At 68.4% G+C, this 24,903-nt stretch carries 24 protein-coding genes and 1 tRNA gene; 16 read left to right on the top strand and 9 right to left on the bottom strand.

The genetic code is table 11. From position 1 onward, the window contains the following. Positions 1-53: 53 nt before the first annotated feature. The 7 genes from ACTU3I_RS10235 to der are packed head-to-tail and all read left to right on the top strand — an operon-like array spanning position 54 to position 6,421. A complete protein-coding gene (locus ACTU3I_RS10235; protein WP_442925585.1) occupies positions 54-962 on the top strand; it encodes a ParA family protein in 909 nt (302 codons plus the stop codon). Then, positions 946-1,794, top strand: coding sequence for a segregation and condensation protein A (locus ACTU3I_RS10230; protein WP_442925584.1), 849 nt, complete (start codon positions 946-948; stop codon positions 1,792-1,794). The genes ACTU3I_RS10235 and ACTU3I_RS10230 overlap by 17 nt, the downstream gene beginning before the upstream one ends. Beyond that, positions 1,784-2,356 carry an SMC-Scp complex subunit ScpB gene (gene scpB / locus ACTU3I_RS10225; protein ID WP_442925583.1) on the top strand — a complete coding sequence of 191 codons (573 nt, stop codon included), beginning with the start codon at positions 1,784-1,786 and terminating at the stop codon, positions 2,354-2,356. Before ACTU3I_RS10230 ends, scpB begins: the two co-directional genes overlap by 11 nt. Next, entirely contained in the window at positions 2,353-3,105 is a 753-nt protein-coding gene (locus ACTU3I_RS10220; protein ID WP_442925582.1) for a pseudouridine synthase, read from the top strand. Before scpB ends, ACTU3I_RS10220 begins: the two co-directional genes overlap by 4 nt. Then, complete coding sequence (locus tag ACTU3I_RS10215; protein ID WP_442925581.1) at positions 3,102-4,232, top strand: prephenate dehydrogenase; 1,131 nt, start codon at positions 3,102-3,104, stop codon at positions 4,230-4,232. Before ACTU3I_RS10220 ends, ACTU3I_RS10215 begins: the two co-directional genes overlap by 4 nt. After that, a complete protein-coding gene (cmk, locus tag ACTU3I_RS10210) occupies positions 4,225-4,908 on the top strand; it encodes a (d)CMP kinase (RefSeq protein ID WP_442925580.1) in 684 nt (227 codons plus the stop codon). The genes ACTU3I_RS10215 and cmk overlap by 8 nt, the downstream gene beginning before the upstream one ends. Then, positions 4,898-6,421: a ribosome biogenesis GTPase Der gene (der, locus tag ACTU3I_RS10205; protein ID WP_442925579.1), complete on the top strand. Its 1,524-nt coding sequence runs from the start codon at positions 4,898-4,900 to the stop codon at positions 6,419-6,421. The genes cmk and der overlap by 11 nt, the downstream gene beginning before the upstream one ends. Here der and ACTU3I_RS10200 read toward each other — a convergent pair whose 3' ends face one another. Then, entirely contained in the window at positions 6,422-6,841 is a 420-nt protein-coding gene (locus ACTU3I_RS10200; RefSeq protein ID WP_442925578.1) for a GNAT family N-acetyltransferase, read from the bottom strand. A gap of 69 nt (positions 6,842-6,910) precedes the next feature. Here ACTU3I_RS10200 and ACTU3I_RS10195 point away from each other — a divergent pair, with 69 nt between their 5' ends. Then, positions 6,911-7,807, top strand: coding sequence for an NUDIX domain-containing protein (locus ACTU3I_RS10195; protein WP_442925577.1), 897 nt, complete (start codon positions 6,911-6,913; stop codon positions 7,805-7,807). Position 7,808: 1 nt separating this feature from the next. On the opposite strand, the gene ACTU3I_RS10190 is transcribed toward ACTU3I_RS10195, so the two are convergent. Genes ACTU3I_RS10190 through ACTU3I_RS10175 form a run of 4 tightly spaced genes read right to left on the bottom strand, consistent with a single transcriptional unit; the run spans position 7,809 to position 10,917 of the window. Further along, positions 7,809-8,177: an RNA-binding S4 domain-containing protein gene (locus ACTU3I_RS10190; protein ID WP_442925576.1), complete on the bottom strand. Its 369-nt coding sequence runs from the start codon at positions 8,175-8,177 to the stop codon at positions 7,809-7,811. Then, entirely contained in the window at positions 8,174-8,866 is a 693-nt protein-coding gene (locus tag ACTU3I_RS10185; protein ID WP_442926393.1) for a lysoplasmalogenase, read from the bottom strand. Before ACTU3I_RS10185 ends, ACTU3I_RS10190 begins: the two co-directional genes overlap by 4 nt. Before the next feature lie 14 nt (positions 8,867-8,880). Beyond that, complete coding sequence (locus ACTU3I_RS10180; RefSeq protein WP_442925575.1) at positions 8,881-9,462, bottom strand: GNAT family N-acetyltransferase; 582 nt, start codon at positions 9,460-9,462, stop codon at positions 8,881-8,883. A gap of 9 nt (positions 9,463-9,471) precedes the next feature. After that, a complete protein-coding gene (locus ACTU3I_RS10175; protein WP_442925574.1) occupies positions 9,472-10,917 on the bottom strand; it encodes a DUF222 domain-containing protein in 1,446 nt (481 codons plus the stop codon). A 157-nt stretch (positions 10,918-11,074) separates the two neighbouring features. Here ACTU3I_RS10175 and ACTU3I_RS10170 point away from each other — a divergent pair. Then, positions 11,075-11,148 (top strand) — tRNA-Pro (locus ACTU3I_RS10170). Between the two features lie 81 nt (positions 11,149-11,229). Here ACTU3I_RS10170 and dacB read toward each other — a convergent pair. After that, positions 11,230-12,816, bottom strand: coding sequence for a D-alanyl-D-alanine carboxypeptidase/D-alanyl-D-alanine endopeptidase (dacB, locus tag ACTU3I_RS10165; protein WP_442925573.1), 1,587 nt, complete (start codon positions 12,814-12,816; stop codon positions 11,230-11,232). Continuing rightward, the gene (locus ACTU3I_RS10160; RefSeq protein WP_442925572.1) at positions 12,813-14,021 is read right to left on the bottom strand and encodes a serine hydrolase domain-containing protein; all 1,209 of its coding nucleotides are present in this window, start codon (positions 14,019-14,021) and stop codon (positions 12,813-12,815) included. Before ACTU3I_RS10160 ends, dacB begins: the two co-directional genes overlap by 4 nt. Positions 14,022-14,273: 252 nt before the next feature. Here ACTU3I_RS10160 and ACTU3I_RS10155 point away from each other — a divergent pair, with 252 nt between their 5' ends. The 6 genes from ACTU3I_RS10155 (at position 14,274) to ACTU3I_RS10130 (ending at position 21,802) form a co-directional block, all read left to right on the top strand. Continuing rightward, the gene (locus ACTU3I_RS10155; RefSeq protein ID WP_442925571.1) at positions 14,274-15,218 is read left to right on the top strand and encodes a hypothetical protein; all 945 of its coding nucleotides are present in this window, start codon (positions 14,274-14,276) and stop codon (positions 15,216-15,218) included. Between the two features lie 289 nt (positions 15,219-15,507). Beyond that, a complete protein-coding gene (locus ACTU3I_RS10150; RefSeq protein WP_442925570.1) occupies positions 15,508-17,067 on the top strand; it encodes an FAD-dependent monooxygenase in 1,560 nt (519 codons plus the stop codon). Between the two features lie 11 nt (positions 17,068-17,078). Continuing rightward, positions 17,079-17,774, top strand: a complete 696-nt coding sequence (locus tag ACTU3I_RS10145) for a VOC family protein (protein WP_442925569.1) — start codon at positions 17,079-17,081, stop codon at positions 17,772-17,774. 1 nt (position 17,775) lies between these two features. After that, positions 17,776-18,633: a fumarylacetoacetate hydrolase family protein gene (locus tag ACTU3I_RS10140; protein WP_442925568.1), complete on the top strand. Its 858-nt coding sequence runs from the start codon at positions 17,776-17,778 to the stop codon at positions 18,631-18,633. Next, the gene (locus ACTU3I_RS10135) at positions 18,630-20,618 is read left to right on the top strand and encodes an acetoacetate--CoA ligase (protein WP_442925567.1); all 1,989 of its coding nucleotides are present in this window, start codon (positions 18,630-18,632) and stop codon (positions 20,616-20,618) included. Before ACTU3I_RS10140 ends, ACTU3I_RS10135 begins: the two co-directional genes overlap by 4 nt. Further along, positions 20,615-21,802: an acyl-CoA dehydrogenase family protein gene (locus ACTU3I_RS10130; RefSeq protein WP_442925566.1), complete on the top strand. Its 1,188-nt coding sequence runs from the start codon at positions 20,615-20,617 to the stop codon at positions 21,800-21,802. Before ACTU3I_RS10135 ends, ACTU3I_RS10130 begins: the two co-directional genes overlap by 4 nt. A gap of 130 nt (positions 21,803-21,932) precedes the next feature. Here ACTU3I_RS10130 and ACTU3I_RS10125 read toward each other — a convergent pair whose 3' ends face one another. Further along, a complete protein-coding gene (locus ACTU3I_RS10125; RefSeq protein ID WP_442925565.1) occupies positions 21,933-22,883 on the bottom strand; it encodes an alpha/beta fold hydrolase in 951 nt (316 codons plus the stop codon). 158 nt (positions 22,884-23,041) lie between these two features. Between ACTU3I_RS10125 and ACTU3I_RS10120 the strand changes: the two genes are divergently transcribed. Beyond that, the gene (locus ACTU3I_RS10120) at positions 23,042-23,785 is read left to right on the top strand and encodes an IclR family transcriptional regulator (protein ID WP_442925564.1); all 744 of its coding nucleotides are present in this window, start codon (positions 23,042-23,044) and stop codon (positions 23,783-23,785) included. A gap of 104 nt (positions 23,786-23,889) precedes the next feature. Here ACTU3I_RS10120 and ACTU3I_RS10115 read toward each other — a convergent pair whose 3' ends face one another. Next, positions 23,890-24,828 carry an NADP-dependent oxidoreductase gene (locus ACTU3I_RS10115; protein WP_442925563.1) on the bottom strand — a complete coding sequence of 313 codons (939 nt, stop codon included), beginning with the start codon at positions 24,826-24,828 and terminating at the stop codon, positions 23,890-23,892. Between the last annotated feature and the right edge of the window lie 75 nt (positions 24,829-24,903).

Genomic DNA, 24,903 nt, shown 5'->3' with positions numbered 1-24,903 from the left:
GCGGCGCGCATCCCGGGGACGACCGGATGCGGCGGCTAGAATCGGTGCACGTTATGGCGAGGTCAGGAGAGTCGGTGGCGGGCAGCTCGACGAAGGGCACGAGGAAGTCCTCGGGCGACGAGGTGACCCTCGGCCCGACGGGTCGCCCCTATCACGGGTTCCCCACCCCGCCGAAGCTCGACGGTCACGGACCGGCGCGCATCATCGCGCTGTGCAATCAGAAGGGCGGCGTCGGCAAGACGACGACGACGATCAACCTCGCCGCCGCGCTGGCAGGCTACGGCCGCAAGGTGCTCGCGATCGACTTCGACCCGCAGGGCGCGCTGTCGGCGGGACTGGGCATCCAGACCCACGACATCCCGACGATCTACGACCTGCTGCTGGACTCCAAGCGCGACCCGCACGAGACGATCGTGCAGACGTCGGTCGAGGGTCTCGACGTCATCCCCGCGAACATCGACCTGAGCGCCGCGGAGGTGCACCTGGTCAACGAGGTGGCCCGCGAGACGATCCTCGCGCGGGTGCTTCGCAAGGTCGCCGACGACTACGACGTCATCCTCGTCGACTGCCAGCCCTCGCTCGGTCTGCTCACCGTCAACGCCCTCACGGCCAGCCACGGCGTGATCATCCCGCTGGAGTGCGAGTTCTTCGCCCTGCGCGGTGTCGCCCTCCTCATCGAGACGATCGACAAGGTGCGCGACCGCCTCAACCCCGCGATCGCCCTCGACGGTGTGCTCGCCACGATGTACGACCCGCGGACGCTCCACTCCCGCGAGGTCCTCGAGCGTGTCGTGGAGGCCTTCGGCGACGACGTGCTCGAGACCGTCATCGGCCGTACCGTCAAATTCCCGGATGCCTCGGTCTCGGGCGTGCCGATCACCGAGTTCGCCCCGGAGCACGCCGCTGCCCAGGCGTACCTGCGCCTGGCCCGGGAGCTGGTCGCCCGTGGCGCCGTCGCCTGACGAGTCATCGTCCGACGAAGGGCGGTCCCTGAGCGAGGCCGAAGGCCGAGACGAAGGGTTCCGCGTCTCCCTCGACGTCTTCGACGGGCCCTTCGATCTGCTCCTGAGTCTCATCTCGCAGCGTGAGCTCGACATCACCGAGGTCGCGCTGAGTGCGGTGACCGACGAGTTCATCGCGTACCTGCGCGCGCTGGGGCCCGACGCCCACCTCGACGAGACATCGCAGTTCCTGGTCGTGGCCGCCACCCTCCTCGACATGAAGGTCGTGGGGCTGCTGCCGCAGGGCGAGCTTGTCGACGCCGAATCGGTCGCCCTGCTGGAGGCCCGCGACCTGCTGTTCGCACGGCTGCTGCAGTACCGGGCCTTCAAGCAGGTGTCGAGCTGGTTCGCCGAGCGACTCCAGTCGGAGGATCGGCGTCACACGCGCGCGGTGCGGCTCGAGGAGAAGTACCGCAACGCCGCCCCCGACCTGGTGTGGACGCTCAGCGCCGACGACTTCGCCGCGCTCGCGCTGCTGGCCTTCGCTGCGAAGGAGATCCCGCACGTCGGCCTCGACCACCTGCATGCACCACTCGTCAGCATCCGGGAGCAGGCAGCCGTCGTCGTGACGCTGCTGCGGAACGCGGGCTCGCTGACGTTCCGCGACCTCATCGCCGGCGTCGCCCAGACGGGTGTCGTCGTCGCCCGATTCCTCTCCGTGCTGGAGCTGTACCGCCACGCCGCCCTGAGCTTCGAACAGGTGGAGCCGCTCGGCGAGCTGACGCTCCGCTGGACCGCCGAACGCTGGTCGGAGGAGAACCTCGCGACCTTGGGAGCCGACTATGACCGATGACCCGTCCACCGATGTCGCCCGACGCCTCGAGGCGATCCTGCTCATCGTGGAGGAGCCCCAGAGCCTCGTGAGCCTCGCTGCCGCGGTCGGCGCGCCGGTCGCCGCCGTGCGCCAGGCCATCGAGGGGCTCGTCGACGACTACGACGGCCGCGCCGGCGGACCTCGACGCGGATTCGAGCTGCGTGAAGTGGGCGGCGGTTGGCGGCTGTACGTGCGCGCGGAGCATGACGATCTCGTCTCGGAGTTCGTCAACACGCAGGCCCCCTCCCGCCTCTCGCAGGCGGCGCTGGAGACCCTCGCGGTCATCGCCTACAAGCAGCCCGTCACCCGCGGACAGGTGGCGTCGATCCGAGCGGTCAACGTCGACTCGGTCGTGCGGACGCTCCTCGCTCGCGGGCTCGTCACCGAGGTCTTCACCGACCCTGACACCGGAGCCATCCATTACGGGACGACCGACGCGCTCTTGGTGAACCTCGGCATCAACTCCCTAGACGAGCTTCCGCGCATCTCGCCGCTGCTGGACGACGGTGCCGACGGGTTCGACGCGGAGGTCGTGCGATGAGCGACGGCGTGCGGCTGCAGAAGGCCCTCGCGAACGCGGGTGTCGCGTCGCGACGGGTGGCGGAGGAGATGATCGTCGAGGGGCGCGTGCGCGTGAACGGCGCCGTCGTCACGGAGCTCGGCAGCCGCGTGGATCCCGAGAGCGACCTGATCGATGTCGACGGGATCGCCGTGCAGCTCGACGCCGACAAGCGGTACGTGATGCTCAACAAGCCGACCGGCGTCGTCAGCACGATGAAGGACGAGCGGGGACGCCGCGACCTCCGGGAGTTCACCGGCGACTGGCCGGAGCGCCTCTACAACGTCGGACGCCTGGATGCCGACACCAGCGGCCTGCTCGTCCTCACCAACGACGGGGATCTCGCGCACGTCCTCGCCCACCCCTCCTTCGGGGTGACCAAGGTGTACATCGCGAAGGTGGACGGCCGGGTGACGGCGCAGACGATCGCGCGGCTGACGCGCGGCATCGAACTGGAGGACGGTCCCATCGCGGCCGACAAGGCGCGGCTGCTGGACGCGTCGGGCGAGTCGAGCCTCGTCGAGCTCACGCTGCACTCCGGCCGCAACCGGATCGTGCGCCGCATGATGGCCGAGGTGGGGCATCCGGTCGTCGAGCTCGTGCGCCGCCAGTTCGGGCCGCTTCACCTGGGAACCCTCCCGGTCGGGCGGGCGCGGGAGTTGACTAAGCTGGAACGCGGTGCGCTCCTGACCCTCTCGCGTCGCGAGCACGCACCGGACGACACCCCGTGAGCGACTCGACGACTTCTCCCGAACGCGCGGCCGCACCGCTGGCCTCGCGCGTTCGAGGGACGGTGCGCATCGTGGGCGCCGGCCTGTTGGGATCGAGCATCGGTCACGCCCTCACCGGCCGCGGCGTGGATGTCGCCCTCGACGACGCATCGCCCGCACAACTGCGCCTCGCCGTGGACTACGGCGCCGGCCGCGCGGCGCGCCCCGACGATGCGCCGTCCCTCGTCGTCGTGGCCGTGCCGCCCGATGTCACGGCGGGTGTGATCGAGCGGGAGCTCGCCGCCCATCCCGGCGCTGTCGTCACCGATGTCGCGAGCGTCAAGCTGCAACCCCTCCGTGAGCTGCAGGCCCTGAGGATCGATCTGACGCACTACATCGGGTCGCACCCGCTCGCCGGGCGTGAGCGGGGCGGGGCGATCTCGGCGCGCGCCGACCTCTTCGTCGGGCGGCCGTGGGTCGTGTGCCGCGACGCCGACACCCCGGCGGATGACCTCGCGCTGGTCGAGGCGCTGGCCCTCGAGCTCGGCGCGGTGCCGCTGGAGATGTCACCCGAGGAGCACGACCGCTCCGTCGCTCTGGTCTCCCACGTTCCGCAACTCGTGGCGAGCCTGCTGGCCGGGCGCTTCGTCGACGCTCCGGACGCCGCGCTCGGCCTCGCGGGGCAGGGCGTTCGCGACACCACCCGCATCGCCGCCTCCGCACCGGAGCTCTGGGTGCAGATCCTCGGCGCCAATGCCGAGCCCGTCGTCGACGTGCTCGACGCCCTGGCCCACGACCTCACCGCCGTCGCCGATGCCCTCCGCACGCCGGATGCGCCGGGCGCACGCCGCGCGGTGGCCGACACTATCCGGCGCGGCAACGATGGCGTGGAGCGTCTCCCGGGGAAGCACGGGCAGAACCGCCGGTTCGATTCCTTCGTCGTGATGATCGACGACACACCGGGGCAGCTCGGGCGCCTGTTCGGCGAGCTCGGTGAGCTGTCGGTCAACGTGGAGGATCTGCGGCTGGAGCATTCGCCGGGCGCCCTGTTCGGTCTCGCGGAGATCAGCGTCGTGCCCGACGCGGTGCGACGCGCGACCGAGGGGCTGGTCGCGCGCGGCTGGCGGATCGCGAGCACGCATGACTGAGGTCTTCGTCGTGGCCGTGGACGGCCCGGCCGGGAGCGGCAAGTCGAGTGTGTCGAAGGAGGTCGCGCGTCGGCTGGACTTCGGCTACCTCGACACCGGCGCCGCCTACCGCGCGCTCGCGTGGCATGCCCTGGAGCGCGGCGTCGACACGTCCGACGCGACCGGCGTCGTGGAGGTGCTCGGGGACTTCGACTACGCGATCTCGCTCGACCCCGACGACTACCGGGTGTGCGTGGGCGACACCGACGTGACCGCCGCCATCCGCGAGCCGCGCGTTACCGACGCCGTCAGCGGCGTCGCGCGGGTCCCCGCCGTGCGGGAGGCCGTGAACGCGCTGTTTCGCCGCCTGATCGCCGCGTGCGCGCGCGACGGCGTCGTCGTCGAGGGCCGCGACATCACGACCGTGGTCGCCCCGGATGCGCCGGTGCGCATCCTCCTCACCGCCGCTGCGGAGATCCGGGCGGCGCGGCGCAGCGCCGAACTGGCGACGCAGGACGCCGCGACAGTGGCCTCCGCGCTGCACCGGCGCGACGCATCCGATTCGGCCGTGGTGGACTTCCTGACCGCGGCACCCGGGGTGGAGGTCGTGGATTCGAGCGACCTCGACTTCGCACACACTGTCGACGCCGTCCTGGCGGTGGTCGCTCGCACGAGGGGAGCCCGCGATGGGCGCTGAAGACGAGTACGAAGGCGGGCCCGACGCGCTCGCCGAGAAGATGGCCGATCTCGACGAGACGCTCGCCGAGTCCCGAGCGGCCGCCCTCCGGGCGAGTCTCGACGACTTCGAACTCGACGAGGACGACGCCGAGATCCTCGCCGGTCTCGCCGAGGGCGAGGACGGCATCGAGTACCTTCCGGCGCTGCCCGTCGTGGCGATCGTCGGTCGCCCGAACGTCGGCAAGTCGGCGCTGGTGAACCGGATCCTCGGCCGGCGCGAAGCCGTCGTCGAGGACACTCCCGGCGTCACGCGCGATCGCGTGACCTACAAGGCGGAGTGGATGGACCGCCGGTTCTCGCTGGTGGACACCGGCGGGTGGGAGCCGGATGCGCGCGGCATCGACCGCTCGGTCGCCCTGCAGGCCGAGATCGCGATCGACCTCGCCGACATCGTCTTGTTCGTCGTCGACGCGCGCGTGGGTGCGACGTCGACCGATGAGCACGTCGTGAGGCTTCTGCGGCGAAGCGGCAAGCCCGTCTTCCTCGTGGCGAACAAGATCGACGACGCGCGCCAGGAGCCGGAGGCGGCGGCGCTGTGGAACCTCGGCCTCGGAGAGCCGCACCCCGTGTCCGCGATCCATGGTCGCGGCGTCGCCGACCTCCTCGACGAGGTGCTCAAGGTGATGCCGGACGTGTCGGCCGTCGCCAAGCATGAGATCGGCGGGCCACGTCGCGTGGCGATCCTCGGGCGCCCGAACGTGGGCAAGTCGTCGCTGCTCAACAAAGCGGCAGGGCAGGAACGGGTCGTCGTCAACGAGCTCGCCGGCACGACGCGCGACCCCGTCGACGAGATCGTGGAGGTCGGCGGCAAGCTCTGGCGCTTCGTCGACACCGCCGGCATCCGCCGCCGCGTGCATCTGCAGCAGGGGGCTGACTTCTACGCGTCCCTCCGCACCTCGGCGGCACTGGAGAAGGCCGAGGTGGCCGTCGTCGTGCTCGATGTGTCGCAGTCGCTCAGCGAGCAGGATGTGCGGATCATCGACCTCGTGCTGGAGTCGGGGCGCGCCCTCGTGCTCGCCTTCAACAAGTGGGACCTGCTCAACACCCCCGAGCTCGAGAACGCCGATCGACGCCGCTATCTCGAGCGCGAGATCGAGCAGGACCTCGCCCATGTGGCGTGGGCTCCGCGCGTCAACATCTCCGCGCGGACGGGTCGGCACCTCGAGAAGCTCGTCCCCGCGCTGGAGACCGCGCTGACCTCGTGGGATCAGCGGATCCCCACCGGTAAGTTCAACGCGTTCCTCTCCGAGCTCGTCGCCGAGCACCCGCATCCGTTGCGGGGCGGCAAGCAGCCGCGCATCCTCTTCGGCACGCAGGCCGCGACCCGGCCGCCGACGTTCGTCCTGTTCACGACCGGGTTCCTCGACGCCGGTTACCGCCGATTCATCCAGCGGCGTCTGCGGGAGATCTACGGGTTCGAGGGCACGCCGATCGTGCTCAACATGCGCGTGCGGGAGCGTCGTCAGCGCTGATCAGCGCATGTCGGGGGCCGCGGGGCGCACCATGGCCGTGGTGTCCGGCGCAGCGAACCCGAACCGCTCGTAGAGCGGGTGCGCGTCGGCCGTGAACAGCGTCCACCGAAACGAAGCGCCCGGGCCGTCGTCGATCATCGCTCGCACGACGCGCGTGCCGAGCCCGGCGCCGCGGTGCGCGGCGTCGACGAACACGTCGGCGAGGTAGGCGAAGGCGACGCCGTCGCCGACCGCTCGAGCCACCGCCACCTGCTCTCCGGTGTCGCGCCGATATGCGCCGACGACGCGCCACGCGGAGTCGAACTGCGCCTCGACGTGATCGCGGGTGCGCCACCGTCCCCAGTAGGCGTCGGTCGACAGCCACTTCCAGACGGCGTCACGGTCGAGGCGGCGGGGGTCGTCATCGAGGTCGTACTCCATCCGCTCATTCTCGCCTTAACGGTGCGCCGCACAGCGCGACGACGCGGGCTGCTGTGACAGGCTGGGCTGGTGACGATTCAGCCGCCCTCTCCCGGCGAGCCGCGCCGCCCCTCCGGGCCGCGTGATCCCGGTGATGCGTGGGTCGTGGCCGACACCGGCGAACGCTACTGGGGGCGCTTCGGGGCGGCGGGCCTTCTGGCGCTCGATCCGCAGCGCGGCGTGCTCCTGCAGCACCGGGTGTCGTGGAGCCACTTCGGCGACACGTGGGCCCTCCCCGGAGGTGCGCGCCACGAGGGGGAATCGGCGCGCGACGGGGCGTTGCGCGAGGCTGCCGAGGAGGCGGGCGTTCCCGACGGGGCGGTGACGCCGCGCTTCGAGAGCGTGCTGGACGTGGGTGTGTGGACGTACAGCACCCTCGTCGCCGACGTGGTGGCGCCGTTCGAGCCGATCATCAGCGATCCGGAGAGCCATGCGCTGGCGTGGGTGCCGATCGGCGAGGTGGACGACCTGCCCCTGCATCCGGCGTTCGCCGACGCCTGGCCGCGGCTGCGAGACGCGCTTCCGGCGCGCCCGTCGATCGTCGTCGACATCGCGAACGTGATGGGGTCGACTCCCGACGGGTGGTGGCGGGATCGTGCCGGAGCAGCCGGACGGCTCCTCGCACGTCTGGCGGACCTTGCGCGCGGAGGCATCCCGGCCGATGCGCTGGGGCTGCCCGGAACGCGCTGGTTTCCGCCGCTGGTGGCCGTGCTGGAGGGCGCTGCCCGGTCAGCGGATGAGGCCCCCGGCGTGACGGTCGTCTCGGCCCCGTCCGAGGGTGACGACGAGATCGTCGCGCAGACGGCTGCACTCCCGCATCCGGATCAGGCGATCGTCGTCACAAGCGACCGGGGGCTTCGCGAGCGCGTGTCGGCGCTCGGGTCAACGGTCCGCGGCGCGGGATGGCTGCGGGACCTTCTCGACTGACTCAGCGGCCGCGGAGGCGTTCGATGTCGCGGCGCTCTCGCTTGGTGGGGCGCCCCGTGCCGCGGTCGCGGAGCGCGAACGCGGGGATGCTGTCGCGCGGTGGCGGCGGTGGGGTGCGCTCTTCGAGGGCGAGCGCCGCCTGTGGCGCCCCGACGCGTTTGGCGAGCGTCTCGCGCACGACGAGGATGCGGTCGAAACCGGCGATCCTCACGCGGATCTCGTCGCCGGGGCGCACCTGCTGCGAGGCCTTGACGCGTTCCCCGTTGAGGCGGACATGGCCGGCCCGGCAGGCGGTGGTGGCGAGGGAGCGGGTCTTGTAGATGCGGACGGCCCACAGCCAGGCGTCGATACGGACGGAGGGGGAGGTCATCGTCGCCGTACCTCCTGGAGGACGCCGGCGGCGATCAGTCCTTGACCCGCGGTGTAGGTGAGCATGACGAGGGGGCTCACCGCGTCGGGCGTGGACTCGACGAAGAGGCGGAAGGCCAGGAGCGTGTCGGAGGCCAGGAAGAGCGCTCCGCCCGTGGCCACGAGCGGGCTGACCCGCGCTGCCGCTGCCGCCGTCCCGCCGAGCACCACGCCGTACGCCGCGACCGCGACCGTGAGCGCGCCGAGCTGCGGCCAGAGGACTGCGAGCAGGATGCCCCACCACAGGGCGTAGACGAGCGTCCATGGCGGGAGGGCTCGGCGGGGGATGACGCGCCAGAACAGCCAGATGTAGGCCAGGTGCGCCAGACCGAAGCAGGCGAGCATGACGGGAAGTTCGGGCAGCATCGGGAAGAACCACGACGCGCCGTCGCCGAGCCACGACAGGGCGATCGCTGCGAACAGGAGGGTCGCGGGGGTGCCCCAGCGCGTGCCCCGGCCGCCCCACAGCACGCCGATCGCCAGAGCCGGCATCAGCAGCAGCTTGGTGGGTCCGGCGATCTCGTCGGCGTCGGCGGCAAGGGCCACGATGTGAACGAGGGAGAGGAGGGCGTAGAGCGCGAAGCCCCACGTCCACCTCGGTACGGCGCGCGAGCGGCCGGCCGGTGTCGTTGCGTCCCCCACGCGCTCCATCGTAGGCCGCGGCATCACTCGCGGAGGGTGAGTGCCACCAACGCCCGGTCGGGCGTGGGCTGGGCGACGACGTCGAAGCCGGCGTCGACGAACGTCGAGAGCACGCCGTGGTACAGCTCGTTCGACGGTCGCTTCTTCACGGTCGGATCGAACGGGTACGCCTCGACCACGCGGGCGCCGTTCGTGCGGGCGTGGTCGATCGCGGCGCTCAGAAGCGGCGCCATGAGGCCGGCCCGCCGGTGCTCCTTGCGCACCGAGAAGCACGACACCGCCCACACGGCGGCGTCATCGAGTGGTTCTCGGGTGTGGGCGGTGACCAGGCGCGTGCGGAGGAGGCGGGGTTGCCGTGTGCGTGGTCCGATCCGCACCCACCCGGCCGCGGCGTCATCGACGTAGGCGACCAGTCCCGGGGAGGGGGTCTCGCCCACCTCGTCCCGCAGGAGCTGCTCCTTCTCGTCCCGGGTGCGGGCTTGGAACTCCTTCGCCGGCAACGTCCACCATTGGCACTGGCAGGACGGGCCGTCGCCGCCACCGGTGAGGGTGATCTCGACGTCGTCGAAGCGGTCGGTCGTCGCGGGGAGGATGCGGACGTTCATAGCGGGACGTTAGCGCGCGGTCGCGACATCCGACAGGGCGGTGCCCTCGCCGAGAAGGTCCCACGTGAGAGGGTCGTAGCGTTTCCGCCCGCCCGGCCGCGGGGTGCGCGCGGGGTCGATGTGCGGCGGTGGGACGAACCAGACGGTGCCGGCGAGCGGCGACCCGCCCGGTGGTGCGTCGATGCGGATTTCCCACCCCTCTTCGTGGACCCGGTGATGGCAGGCGGTGCACAGAAGGATGCCCTCGACCAGGTCGGTGCGTCCGGCATCCCTCGTCCACCAGCGAAGGTGATGGGCTTCGGTGTATCCGGGCGGGAGGTGACACCCGGCGCACCCGCCGTCTCGCTCGACGAGCGCGAGCCGTTGGGCTCGGGTGAAGTGGCGGGCGGTGCGTCCGAGGTCGAGGACTTCGCTTCGGGTGCCGAGGACGGCGGGGATGATGCCGGATGCCGCGGCGATCCGGCGAGCGCTGCCGGCATCGAGAGGTTGCTCCATGCCGTCGATCGTGGCGATGCCTGTGCCCGTCTCGAGGTCGCTGAGGTTCATCCGGACGACGACGGTGGCCGCGGACCCGGGGAGCCGGTCGGTGTCGCATCCGATGGCGTGCCGGCAGATCGCGGCGAGCGCGTCGGCGCGCATCTGCGGGAGCGTGCGGTTCTCGGGCATCGCCGCCCCGGCACGGTCGACGCTGACGCCGTCGGGGGTGTTGCGCCCGCGGGAGGCGCGGAGCTGGTGGGTCACGATGCCGTCGAGCACGGCCACGACGGGCGCGGCGCTCTCCGGATCGAGACGTGCGGTGAGGAGGATCGCGCCGGAGGGTTCCACGACGATCTTCGCGAACCGTTCCGCGTGCAGGGCCGCCACCGCCGGCTCCAGCCCGTCGGGATCGAGGACGGCTTCCGCGCGGCGGAGCACGGCCTGCAACTCCTCGAGCGACAACTGTGTCGCATGGACGACGAGCGATCGTTCCGCGCTGTCGCGCTTTTCTTCCTCCACCCTCAGCTCGATCCGGTCGAGCAGACTGGTGATCGCCGCCGCCGCGGGGACGCTGATCCGGCCGATACGAAGGGCGTGGGCGACGTGCGGGTGGCGGGAGGGGGCGGCTTCGCCGGTGAGGAGGGTGCGCTCGCGCGTCGCTTCGCCGACCTGGATCAGGCGGGCCGCGTCAGCGGGGTGACCGCCGGTGGCTGCGGCGATGAGCTTCGCCGGGGTGCGGAATCCCGCCTGTCGCGCAAGACCGTCCTTGCCCTGCTCTGGCCGGGAGCGGAGCGCCATCTCGGCCGCGACGCGCGCGTGCAGCGCGTCGAGAAGTCGCCGCGCTGCCGCGAGTCGCTCGTTGACGTCGAGGAGCGCGGCATCCGTCATCGCGCGCTCGTCGCCCGCCGGCACCGCCTCGCCCCACGCCGACCGCAACGCGATGAGCGTCTCGAGGAGTCCGTCGACGGGGCTTGTCATACCTCCATTCCAGCACCACCCTCGGACATTTGTTCGAATTTGCGGGAAGCGGTGGAGAATCTCCGGGACAGGGCCGTTGGGGAGGGGGAGTAACGGGCCCGTTCGCGGGGCTCTTGCGAAGAGGCTAGGATGGGGGAGTTGTCCGCTCGCCGGGCATCGGGATGTGGCGCAGCTTGGTAGCGCACTTGACTGGGGGTCAAGGGGTCGCAGGTTCAAATCCTGTCATCCCGACCGGAAGGTCGAACGAGAGGCCCGGGTTTCTGCAGAAGCGCAGCGATCCGGGCCTCTCGTCATTCCAGGGATCGCCGGGGGTCAGAACTCCTGCTGGATGGCCGCCGCCACCGCTCCCACGTCGTCGTTCGCTTGAAAGACGGCGTCAATGTAGGTCTCGGGGCTCGCGAATGCGTTGTTCATGATCACCGTGAAGAGCAGCGTGCGCCCGCTCTCGGCGTCGATCACGCCGCCGAGGGTCTTCGTTACGATGCGGAAACGGGTGTTGAAATCGTCGAACGCCGCGAGCGTCCCGGTCTTGGCGTACACCTTTCCGGCAGCATCGCTGTCGGGCTGCACGGTGGTCAGCGAACCGTCGACGCCCAGGATGGGCAGTGTGTCGCGCCAGAGCTCGCCATCCGGGCGCTCAGCGAGGATGCGCTGCACCTGCGCGGCATTCTCGGCGGTGACGAAGTTGCCCGGGAGACCGGAGCCGTCGATGAGTGCGGCGCCCGTCGTGTCCAGGCCCGCCTCCCGCCAGATCTCACCGGCGATCGCCATGCCGTCGTCGCAGTCCTTCGATCCGCGCGCGGCCGCGAGTCGGCAGACGAACGTCTGCGCGCCGCGGTTGTAGCTGATCTTCATGACGTACTTCACTTCCTCGGACAGCGGAAGCGATTCGAGCTCGGCGACGGCGGGAAGTGCGTCGACCGACTCCTCGGCCGGTAGCGCGGCGTCGGGGTTCGTCGCGATCGGATCAGCCGTGACCGTGACGCCGGCGCGCTGAAGGGCCTCGATGAACGCGGTCCGGGCGTAGGTCGCGGGGTCGTCGAAGACGAAGACCTTCAGGGTCGGATCGGCGTCGGCCGCGATCGTCCCGGTGACGGTCAGCTTCCCCTCGCCGGTGTCGACGGGGTCTGCGATCTGGGTCTTCCCGCCGGCCTCGACGGTCTCGACGTCGACGGTCAGCGTCCAGGGGGCGACGGCGGGGATCAGCTCGCCCGTCGCCGGGTCGCCCGCGGCCGCGCCCGGCGTGATCAGCACGTCGATGAGGTTCTGATTGATGTTGATGGGGGTGACCGGCTGCCCGGCCAGCTCACCGACGAACAGGCGGTCATCGACGATCACCTCGCCGCCGACGGCATCGATGCCGGCGGCCTTGACCTGCGCGGCGAGATCGTCGAGTCCGGTGAGGGGGTCTTCGGTGGTCAGCGTCGCCCCGGGAAGGGGGTTCGCGTCGTTGTGATCGAGGTTGGTGAAATCAACGGTGCCGTCGGGCTTCGTGCGCCCGCCCATCGTGAGGTCGCCCTGGCCGACGAGGATCAGGTCACCGGCGAGCGTGCCGTCGACGACGTCCCCCGACGCCTTGACCGGGGTCGTGACGGTGCTGTCGGATCCGAACTCGAGCCACGCCGCCGCGGCGCTGTACGTCTTGACGAACGAACCGGGTTCGGCCATCGCGTCGCCGAAATAGTCGACCAGAACGTCTCCGGTCTCGAGATCCTCGACGTAGATCTGCCAGCGGGCGTTCGCGTAGCGCTCCTCGTCCATGACAGTGAGGGCGGCCTCCGGGATGCCGCTGCGGTCATCGGACGCGGACCCGTCGGAGGCGGCATCCGCCGTGCAGGCGGCGAGGGACGCAGCGACCAGGATCAGCGAGGAAGCGGCGGCGGCCGATCGCCGGTTCACGGGGCGCTCTCGATAACCGCGGCGAGCCGGCGGAAGAGCTGATCGGCGGGATGCGCCTTCGGCTCGTAGTCCGACAGGTTGAAGAAGACGGCGATGGTCGCGCCGGTTTCGTTGTTGTGGAAGTTCGCGGCGGTGTATCCGAGACCCTCACCGTTGTGGCCCCACCATCCGTCGGTCTGTCCCATGCCGAGGGCATAGATGTCATACGGCGGGCCGGCGTCCAGCGGAGCGCCCTTCATCCGTTCGTCCTGGGTCGCGGGTGTGAGGAAGGCGCCCGTCGCGAGCATCTCGCCCCAGGCGCGCGCGTCGTCGAGCGAGGTGATCATGGAGCCGGCGGGGCCGAGGACCGAGAGATTGGCGATCTGCTCCTCGCGGCCGCTGCCGGTCTCGGCGGGCGAATATCCGAGGGCGTGGGGCTCGGTCCACGTCGACACGTCGGTGATGTATGCGGTCTCGGTCTGACCGAGGGGGTCGAGGATGCGTTCTTGCAGGACGTCGGCGAAGTCCTGGCCGGTCGCGACCTCGACGACTTTGCCGAGCAGGTTCGTGTTGGCGTTGGTGTAGATCTTCTCCGTACCCGGCGCGAACTGCGCCGGCTGGTCGACGACGTAGCCGTTCAGCTCGTCGAGGGTGAAGATCCGGTCGGGGTCATCCACCAACCAGTCCTGCACGAACGCGTCGGTGAAGTAGTCCGAGTTGCCGCTGGACATATCCGCCAGTTCGCGCAGTGTGATCGAGTCGCCGTCGGTGATGCCGTCGACGTACTCGTCGATCGTGTCGTCGAGGCTCACAACTCCCTCGTCCACGAGCTGCAGGAGCAGCGTGACGGTGTACGACTTCGTGATGCTGCGGATGGGCCACTGCATCTCGGCCGTCACCGGCTCGTTGTTCTCGACATCCGCGACGCCGGCGACCGCGGTCCACGACCCCGCCCCGGGGATCCACACGCCCACCGCGGCACCGGGGACGCCGTACTCGGCCATGGTGTCCTGCATCGTCTTCTGCAGTGCGGATACCAGCTCGGCGGGCAATTCCCCGTCGGGCGCCGCGGGTCGCTCGACGGCCGGCGCTGACGAACGCGGCGTCGGCGGTTCCGCGGCCGGCGGGCCGGCGCAGGCCGCGAGCAGGCCTGCCGTCACCGCCACCGAGGTGAGCGCCAGGGTCGCGCGATGAGTGCGTCGGATGCCGCGAGAGGAAGGAGTCACGAGAGGACCGCCAAGTGTGATCGGGGACGCTCGTCCGGTGTCAGAGGATGCGATGACTATGTGCAGAGGCGGTCGCGATGCCGCTCGGCCCCGGAGTCAGGCGGGCAGGGCCGACGCTTCCTCGCCCCTACGCTCCAGTGTGAATGGACACAAGAGGACAGGACAAGACCCGCTTGCGGTCATGTCCTCTTCCGGTCGTCCGGATGCGGCCACGTGCTTCACAATGGGGGAGAGCGCTCGGGAGGTGACGCCGTGGATGATCGCGGACTGCTCGAACTGATCTACCGCAGCCGGCCGGGCACGATCGCCGAGCTCTCCACCGTCGCGCATCTCGATGAGTCCGACGTGGCGGACGGCGTCCTGCGCCTGGAGGCGAAGGGCGTCCTTTCGGTGCGAGACGGCATGCTCAGCTACCCGCATCCGGCATCCTGGGCGGCGGGCGTCGTCGGAGACCACACCCGCGCCCTCCGGGAGTCGTCGGCCCAGGCATCGGCGGGCATCGAGGGGATCCTCGCCGAGCTCCCCTCGATGCTCCGACACTGGTCCGTGGGTGAGCTGTCGGGGGATCTCGCGCCGGTCTTCGCCCGACACGGCCCCCGCGCAGCCGAGGACCTCTGGTACGACGTGGCGCGCGAGACCACCGCCAGCGCATGGGCGGTCTTGCCGAACGTCGAGCGATACCTGGCGAGCGACCCCGAGCGCGCCGCGCGATTCGCCGAAGCCTTCTCCCGCAAGGAGTCGGTGCGTGCGCTGCTGCCGAAGTCCGTGCTGACGGATCCGCGACTCGTCGAGATGTCGGAGCGCTACGCCTCCTCCGGTGTGGAGTTCCGGCTGTCCGACGATCTGCCGAGCTGGCTGTGGATCGACGGCGACACTCTCGCGTTGCCGTTCGAATGGGGGGAGGGATGGCCGACGAGTGTCTTGGGGGTGCGCAACACCGCGCTCGCCGCCATGGGGCGAAGCCTCTTCGATCAGTTGTGGCGCCGATCCGAGCCGATCGGAATCGCCGTCCACCCGTGGACGCCCCTCCTGCGGCTCATGCGCCAGGGCATCACGCTCGACTCGGCCTCGCGCACACTCGGCATGAATCCGAGGACCGGGCGCCGCCGGGTCGCCGCCGCCATGGACCACTACGGCGTCTCGACCCTTTTCGCTCTCGGGGTGGCCTGGGCCGCGGAAGCCGACCAGCTCGGCTGAACATCCGGGCCCAGGACCTCACCGTCTCACTCGGCGGTCGGCACCGCGATGACCTTGCCGTGGATCTCTCCCGCCTCCGCCGCCGATAAACCGCTGGCAGCTCACAGGTTGTGAATTCGCTTTGCCATTGAGTGGCAACGCGCCGATTCGATTCGGTCACCCGCCGGGAAGATCGCAATGCGCTTCAGCGCGCCGCGAATGTGAAGGCGTTCTTGGAACAAGGGAGTTCGTTCATGGCCAGAGACGTTGGGGAATCACGCCGCGATCCGCGCGTCGGAGGATGCGCCGAATGACCGACGGTCGTCGTCGACACGCCCCCGTCGTGGTCAGCGGAGGCGGCCCAGCCGGGCTGTCAGCAGCACTGGAACTCGCGTATCACAACATCGCAAGCATCCTGATCGAGCCCCGAGCCACCGTGGACCGCAGTCGGCCGCGCGCCAAGACGACGAGTCCTCGCACGATGGAACACTTCCGCCGTTGGGGTGTAGCCGACGAGATTCGTCGGCGGGCGCCCTTGTCACCCGACTGGTCGAATCGTGTCGTGTTCTGCTCGACATTGACGGGCGACGCCATCACTGCTTTCGACGACGTGTTCGGACTCGTCACCCATCCCGAGGACCTTGTCGCTGAGCGCGGACAACAGGTGCCTCAGTACCTGGTCGAAGAGGTTCTCAGGGAGGCGGCGGCCGCTCATCCGCTCATCGACGTTCGGCTCGGGGACAGGACGGCGATGGTGGAGGTGGAGCCGGACGCTGCGCGCGTGTCGGTCGCGGGAGTGAACGGCTCCTACGAGATCGACGCGCGATACGTGCTCGGATGCGAGGGATCACGCAGCCCCAGCCGCACCGCGATCGGAGCGACGCTCATTGGCTCGGCGTGGGAGGTCCCGTTCCTGAACGCCGTTTTCAAAGCGCCCGGGCTGGGCGAGCGAGTCGGCCCCGCGGTCCAATATTGGGTCGTCGGGGAGACCGGCCTCACGGTGGCCGGTCGTCTCGATCTCGAGAGCACTTGGTGGATCGGGTTCGCCGGCCTGGGACCTGACACGCCTCATTCCGAACTGGTCGGTCGAATCCATTCGGCGATCGGATACGACGCCCCGATCGAGGTACTGGCGGTCGATCCGTGGGAGGCGCGGATGCTCACAGCTGATCAGTTCCAAAGCGGACCGGTCTTGCTGGTGGGCGAGAGTGCTCATGTGAATCCGCCGTTCGGCGGCCATGGCTTCAATACCTGCGTTGGCGATGCTGTGAATGCAGCATGGAAAATTGCGGCATTGCTTCACGGATGGGGCGGCCCCGAACTCCTCAACAGCTACGAGCGCGAGCGAAAGAAGATCGCAGCCGTGACTATCGCCTCGGCAGCGGCCAACCTGGCTGCCAATGCCGCACAGCGCGGGGTCAGCGCTCGGCAGATTCACATAGCCAAGAACGAGGAGTTCCACTCCCTGGGACTCACGCTCGGCTACCAGTATGCGGACTCGCCAGTAGTCGCTTCCGGGGTCGATGTCGTCGCCGATGTGACTCACTACCGTCCGTCCACGAACCCAGGCGGGCGCCTGCCGCATATCCGGTTGGCGGACGGCCGATCTTTGTACGACGTCCTCGGTCGGGGATTCACGGCATTGGTTCCCCGCGGTCTCATCCACAGCGAGCGGGAACCGCTTATCGCATCTGCGGCCGTTCACGGCGTCCCCCTCGAGATCGTCGTCCTGCCAGACGGATATCCGTTTCAGGATCACATACTGCTCGTTCGTCCCGACCAGCACATCGCAAGTCGAGGGCGCACGGCGGCTCACATCGACATACCTCTCGCTGCCGGCTGGCGTGCGACCACTTCTACTGCTCACTAAAGGAGAGACTCATGACGCTCGAGCACAGTCAGTACTTCCGGACGCCGAAGCCGCGACCGATTCAACCTCCGAAGCTGCACCACGCGACGTTCATGACCATGGATGTCGATGCGATGGTCGCATGGTATGAACTCGCAGTCGGCCTGCAGCCGGTGTACTACGCAGCTCACGCCGCGTGGCTCACCAATGACGAAGCCAATCACCGCATCGCGCTCCTCCGAATCCCGGGGACCCATCCGCCTATCGACAAGCCTCATAGCGCCGGCCTTCACCACACCGCATTCGAATATCCGACGTTCGATCAGTGGCTGGACAACTACGTCCGTCTCCGTGACGCAGACGTTCGACCCGTCGTTTGTCTTGACCATGGGATGACGATGTCGATGTACTACGCCGACCCTGACGGCAACGGGGTGGAGATCCAGATCGACGTCTTCGGTGACGGGGGGCTGTCGAAAGAATGGATGTGGGCGTCTCAGGAATTCGCTGAAGACCAAGTCGGTCCGCAATTCGATCCAGAATCGCTGGTGGTGGCTCGGGCAGCGGGCCTTTCGCCCGAGGAGATCCACCGCAGGGCTTACGCCGGCGAGTATCCACCGGCCCAGCTGCGAACGGTGATGACGTTCGATGATCCGTGGCCCTCGCGCATCGCATCCGATCCGTCGCTCCTCGACGGCGTTGGATATCCCGCTACCGAGGAGGCATGACTTGCGGATCGCCAACCTCGCGGGCAGAGCGGTTCTCGTCGCAGACGGTCGTGCGGTGGATATCGCCGGCGCAAGCAGCGGCAGGTTCGGCCCGGATCCACAATCCGTCTTCGAATCGTGGAGCGACGTGCTCGATTGGGCTCGCAGGGCCGAGTTGCCCAGGGGTGACGAGTTCGATTACGCTGCGCTCGGCGCGCCGGTACCAAGCCCCCGCCAGATCTTCGCGATCGGGCTCAACTACGCCGATCATGCGGCGGAGTCCAACCTGGCGCATCCTGACGCCCTGGTCGTCTTCACCAAGTTCGTGTCCTCACTCGCTGGTCCGGTCTCGACCGTGGCGCTACCGCGTGGGGCGGTGGACTGGGAGGCGGAGTTGGTCGCGGTGATCGGGCGCGAGGTCCATGACATCGACGCGGTCGAAGCGGACACCGCAATTGCCGGCTTCGCCGTCGGTCAGGACCTCAGCGAACGTCACATGCAACTGAGAGGACCAGCACCCCAGTTCGGGCTTGCCAAGTCATTTCCCGGATTCTCTCCGTTCGGCCCCTTCGTCGTGTCAGCCGACGAGATCTCCGATGTCTCGCGTCTGCGTATCACCGCTGTCGTCGAAGGCCCCACGGCCTCGGAACACGACGGCAGATGGACGGTTCAAGATGGCAACACGGCGGACATGATCTTCTCGGTGGCTCGGATAGTCTCTGATCTCTCAAGAGTGGTCACCCTTTACCCCGGTGATCTCATCTTCACCGGCACGCCTGCCGGCGTGGGCGCCGCGCGCGGAGTCGCACTGCAGGCAGGCGACACGCTCACGACGACGATCGAGCCGATCGGCACCATCACGAGCACCTTCGTCGCATGACCAACGATCGTCATCGAGAAACAGTGTTGTGGCGGCCGGACCCGTCAGCTCCGCCGGGCCCCATGGCGGCGTTCCTTGCGGCTGCCACTCGAGAGATCGGGTGTGACGTCACCTCATATCGCGACGCGCTGGAATGGTCGGTCGCCGACATCCGTACATTTTGGGATGTCCTTCGCCGCTACACAGCCGTCATCGGCGAATTTCCCGGCCCCGTTCTCGCCGACGACCGGATGCCCGGGGCGCGGTGGTACCCCGACGCACGTATCAACTACGCGGAGAACCTGCTCCGCCGGGCCAGCGGTCCCTTTGCGAACGATGTGGCGATTGTCGACGTGGACGAAAGCGGAATTCGACGTGACCTCAGCTGGCACGAGCTGGGCGCAAGAGTCGCTGCGGCCGCGAAAGGACTGCGCGGGCTGGGGGTGGGTATCGGCGATCGCGTCGCCGCCGTGCTCCCGAACACTCCGGAAGCGCTCATCCTTCTGTTGGCAGTCGCCAGCGTGGGGGCTGTCTGGTCTGTCTGTTCCCCGGACCTATCGCCGACCGCAACGCTTGCGCGACTGGCGCAACTGGAACCGGTGCTCCTCGTCGGATCGGTGGGCTATCAGTACAACGGTCGATGGATCGATCGGGCGGACCACCTCGAAGAGATCGCAGCAGGGCTACCCACTGTTGTGCACGTCGTCGAGGTCGGCAAGCCTCGAAATCCTCGACTGTCCCGTCGCATGGCTTTCGAGGATCTGCTGTCGGAGGAAGCCGACGCGTCCTTCGAGCGCGTACCGTTCGACCACCCGCTATGGGTGCTCTTCACGTCAGGAACGACGGGCACGCCAAAGGGCATCGTGCATGGTCATGGCGGGATGGTGCTGGAAGCCCTGAAGAGCCACGGGCTGCATCTGGAGATGACCCGTGACGATCGCTATTTCGTGTCCGCCAACACGTCTTGGATGGTGTGGAACACGCTTCTGTCCGCCCTCATGACAGGAGCGTCCGTGGTGACATACGCCGGTTCGCCTCAGTTTCCGCGCGCCGATCGACTCTTCGAAATCGTCGCCCAGAACGACGTCACGATCTTCGGTGCGGGTGCTGCCTACCTGAAGGTGGTCCATGATCTGGGGTGCGAACCGGGCGCGGCGTTCGACCTCAGGCGACTGCGCATCGTCGCTTCGACGGGGTCGACGCTGCCGGACGCCGTAGCTCTCTGGCTGCATCGCTCCGTCGGAACCCGGATTCGACTGTCGGACGCGAGCGGCGGGACAGAGGTGTGCTCGGCGTTCGTCGGCGGCAATCCCTTGGAGCCAGTGCGTCTGGGGCGGATGCAGGGAGCCTTGTTGGGAGTCGGTCTGGATGTGCTCGATTCATCGGGCGAGTCCATCCGGGATGCAGTCGGAGAGATGGTGATCACGCGACCGATGCCGGCCATGCCGGTGCGATTGTGGGGAGACCGATCCGGTTCGCGCTACCGGGGCGCCTACTTCGAGCAATACCACGACGTGTGGACCCACGGCGACTGGATGCTCCTGGCGAGCGACGGTACCTGCGAAGTGCTCGGAAGGGCAGACGCGACGCTCAACCGCGGCGGGGTTCGCCTAGGGTCATCCGAGATCTACGGCGCGCTCGCCGGTGTGCCGGAGGTCAGAAATTCATTGGTGATCGGGTTGGAGCTGCCGAACGGTGGCTACTACCTCCCATTGTTTGTGACCCTCGCAGACGCTGCAACCCTCGATGACGCTCTCCGAGCACGAATCAATGACGCCATTCGACGCCATGCGTCGGCGAGGCACGTTCCCGACGAGATCGTCGTCGCTCCGGCGATCCCGACGACACATTCCGGAAAACGAGTCGAGATAGCCGTTAAGCGACTATTCGCCGGAACGGCTTTGGCAGAGCTTGACCGGGACTCAGTCGTCAACCCGCAGACCCTCGACTGGTTTGCCCGACGCGCCACCTCCTTCCGCGAATCAATCAATACGGAGAAGACATGACCCCCTCGACCGCTGCCCTCCTCGAAGCCGATCTTTTCGGCTTCCAATCTGAGCTGACCGAGCGGGAAAGCGAGAAAATCGCCGAGGTGCGTGAGTTCCTCGACGTGGAGGTGCGACCGCAGGCCGATGACTACTGGGAACGCGGCCAGAGCCCTCGGCACCTCCTCAAGCGAGGTGGCGAACTGGGCATCTTCGGATGCGCCTTCGCCGAAACGAGCCAGTTCGAAAACAGCGCGACGTTCCGCGGCTGGCTCAGTCTCGAGATCGCTCGGTGTGACCCGTCCACGGCCGTGCTCTTCGGGGTCCACTCCGGCCTCGCGATGGGAGCGATCGCGGCGACCGGGTCGGACGAGCAACGAGCGGAATGGTTGCCGTTGCTCGCCTCCGGCCAGAAGATTGCAGCTTTCGGCCTCACAGAGCCCGGGCACGGCTCGGATACCGCTCGGGGGCTCGAGACCGTTGCGGAGCGGAGAGGCGACGAGTGGATCCTCAATGGCGCGAAGCGATGGATCGGCAACGGAACGTTCGCCGACGTCGTCGTCGTCTGGGCGCGTGATATCGCCGATGGCTCCGTGAAGGGGTTTCTCGTCCGTACGCCGGCCGTCGGGTTCTCGGCGACGAAAATCCAGCGCAAGATCTCCATGCGGGCGGTGGAGAACGCCGACATCGTGCTCGACGGCGTCGTCGTATCTGAGCATGATCGGCTGGAGCATGCGAACGGCTTCCGCGACGTCGCGGGGATCCTCAAGCACACCCGTCTCGAATCCGCCTGGCACGCCGTGGGTACGTCGATGGGAGCTTTCGACGCGGCGCTCGCCTACGCGCGCGAACGTGAGCAGTTCGGACGCCCCATCGCCTCGTTCCAGCTCGTTCAGCAGAAGTTCGCCGACATCTCCACCAACATCACCACTTCGCTGGCCCTCTGCATGCGAGCGAGCGCGCTCCTCGAATCCCGTCGCCTCGAGGACCATCACGCGTCAATGACCAAGGCCTTCTCAGCCGCCCGCATGCGAGCGACAGTTGCCCTTTGCAGGGAAATCACGGGCGGAAACGGCGTACAGCTCGACACCGGCGTGGCGCGGTACTTCAGCGATGCCGAGGCGATCTACACCTTCGAAGGAACTCATGAAATGAACTCCCTCATCGTCGCCCGAACCATCACCGGTATGCCCGCATTCGTGTGAGAAGGCAACTCACCCCCAGCCGAACTCCGATCCGCTCGCCCGTGATGCGCTGCATCTCGGCCGCGATCGTCCTCGACGCGATCGCGGCCGCACCGATCCGCGGCTCCGATCTTGGCCACGGACCGAGTCGTCACTCGACGAGATCCCGTCGCTCAGTCAGAAGCTGGGGAGTGGACGAAGCGGCCCGAAGGAACTCGAAGAACGACATCATCTCGAAGTTGTACGAGAGTCCGACCGGGCCGACGTGCACGGGGTGACTCGCACCGAGAACGATCGCTGCGTCGACATACGGCGATGCGGTCTCGAGTGCTCTCGCCATCTCGTCCACGATCTCGGGGGTGACGTCCCACAGCACGTCGTATTCGGAGATCCGGTAGTGCACGGGGACCGTGATCCTTGCCGCCGTCGACTCCCAGTCGCGAGTCCATCCCCCCGCGATCTCGAGGAGTTCGTTGCGCGGTACCCGGAGCGGAGGAAGAGAAGGGCCGCCTGAAGGTGGCAAAGTCCAAGCCGGGGGACTGGATGGCAGGGCCGACAACATCTTGTCGGGGTCGGCTGTGATGAATTCCCCGGCCGGCAACGAGTCCCATGCCGCTGCGACATAAGAAGGTGCGACGTGACCGACATCGACCACGGCGACTCCCAGAAGCGGCCACGTCGCGGTCCCAGCGCGGAGCGAATCGCTCCAGCGTGCCGCAAGCGTAAGCGTCACCGCGCCCCCGATCGAGCAGCCGTGCAGGATGATTCCAGGCCGACCGTCCCCGTATCGGTCCCACAATTCGCGGAGCGCGTCGTCGAGACGTTCCGCGGACGCGGCGAAGTACCCGGCGTCAGAGATTCCGTCGAAGTTCAGCGGTGCGCTCTCCATGTAACCCGGTCGATTGAGCGCGAACGCCGGATAACGGTGCTCGACTGCCAGACCGAGCTGTGATCTGCCCGGGATCATTGTGGAGAGCGCATTGAAGGCGCCGCCGTGGAGAAACACGACCAGGGGGAGGTCGTTCGGGCTGTCGGGCAGCTGAGCGAAACCGCTCATTGCGCCGTCTAACAGAGTGATGGGGATCGGATTGTTGTCTGACATCGATGCTCCTTCGGATCGTGGTCGACGCCCATCTTGGACCCGGAATGCACGATGCACTTGCGTTCTTTGCCAATGGACGGCAATCTTCGGCCATGACGATCCCCGGCGCCGCGCCTCGAGGGCATCAACGAGGGCAGCGACCGCCCCAGAGCCCTCCCGTGATCGAGCGAGCATTCCGGTTGCTCGATGTCTTTACCGCGGAGGACCCCGCACTCACGCTGAGTCGGCTTGCGCACGCCTCGGGATTGCCCACGAGCACCACCTTGCGATTGTGCAGGCAGCTGGTGAAGGCGGGTGCGCTTGAGCGTCTTCCCGACGGCAGATACGCAATAGGGATCCGTATGCTCGAGTACGCGGCCCTTGCCCCACGGGGGCACGGGTTGCGTGCATTGGCTCTGCCGTACATGGAGGACCTGCACCGAGCTACCAGACAGCATGTGCAGCTTGCAGTCCGTGAAGGAGAGTCGGTCGTCATCGTCGAGCGTCTCTCTGCGCCCCGCGCGGGACGCGTGCTCTACCACGTCGGCGCTCGTGTCCCGCTTCATCATTCTGGTCTTGGCACGGTGCTTCTCGCGCATGCCGACGCCGACTTTCGGGCGGCCTACACTTCTTCGCCCCGCCAGATGCTTCCGGAGGGAACCCCCGTCAGTCCAGCTCTGACCCGGGAGTTGTTGGCCCAAGTCGTGGTCGATGGGTTCGGGAGATTCTCTCGTGAGCATCCGGAACCTGTGGACACGATCGCGGCGCCGATATTCGATCGCGTCGGCCAATGCGTCGCGGCGCTTTCAGTGCTCGGCACAAGCGGCTCCCTCGACGGAAATATGGTGGAATCGGCGGTCGTGGCGATCTCTCGCGCGATATCGCGCGACCTTGCGCGGCTGGGTCCTCGTCCGCGGCTCTGATGGGCGAGCCATGACGGCGGGAAGATGTGCTGACCTGCAACGGCGGAAGGCCCGGAATCTCTCGCAAGATTCCGGGCCTTCCGCGTTCCTGGCGCAGGCTCGTCTCACTCGGCGGTCGGCACCGCGATGACCTTGCCGCGGATCTCTCCCGCCTCCGCCCGCCGATGGACCGCGGGCAGCTCGCTGAGCGGCACGCGGTCGGCGATGTCGACGGAGAGGTCGCCGCCGTCCACGAGCGAGACGAGCTGCGTCAGAACGTCGGCATCCGGGTGCAGGAAGATCGTCACTGCACGCACGCCTCGCGCCTCGTCGCCCGGTGTCGGCACGGCCGGCGTCGTCGAGACGACAGCTCCGCCGTCGCGCACCAGCGGAACGAGTGCCGCGAACCCCTCCGGGGTGATTGGGGCGAGGTTGAGCAGCACGTCGACGGGTTCGGTGACCGCGGCCCGCAGCGATGTCGCCGTGTGGTCGATGACCTCGTCCGCGCCCGCGGCCCGCACCGCCCCGCTGCTGCGGGGGCTGGCGGTCGCGAGAACGTGCGCACCGGCACGCTTGGCCAGCTGCACGGCGTACCCGCCGACCGGTCCGCCGGCCCCGTTGATCAGCACGCGCTGACCGGCCTCGACGGAACCCGCCTCGAACAGCGCCTGCCACGCCGTCAACCCGACCGAGGGCAACCCGGCGGCATCCGGCAGAGGGATGCGCGCGGGGGCCGACACGAGGTCGGTCGCAGGGGCGACCACGAACTCCGCGGCCGAGCCGTCGGCGCCCATCGGGATGAACCCGACAACTCGCTGGCCGACGGCGAGGTTGCCCACGCCGTCGCCGAGAGCCTCCACGGTGCCGGAGACGTCGTAGCCCGGGACGTGGGGGAGTGTGACCGGGAAGGGGAGGAAACCGCCGCGGATACCGGCATCGGCGGGGTTGAACGCCGAGCCCGCAACCCGCACGAGCGCCTCGCCGGGCCCCGGAACGGGCTGCTCGGCGTCCTCGTAGCGGAGGACCTCCGGCCCGCCGGACTGGTGGAAACGTACTGCCTTCATGATGTCTTCCTTCGCTCGTGTGCTTCGGATTCGAAGCAGCTGAGGAGACCGTAACACTGCTTCGAATCTGAAGCA

The organism is Microbacterium sp. RD1, assembly GCF_052220165.1.
Classification (GTDB): domain Bacteria; phylum Actinomycetota; class Actinomycetes; order Actinomycetales; family Microbacteriaceae; genus Microbacterium.
The sequence above is the reverse complement of the archived record's forward strand: the minus strand, read 5'-3'. Positions and strand labels throughout refer to the sequence as shown.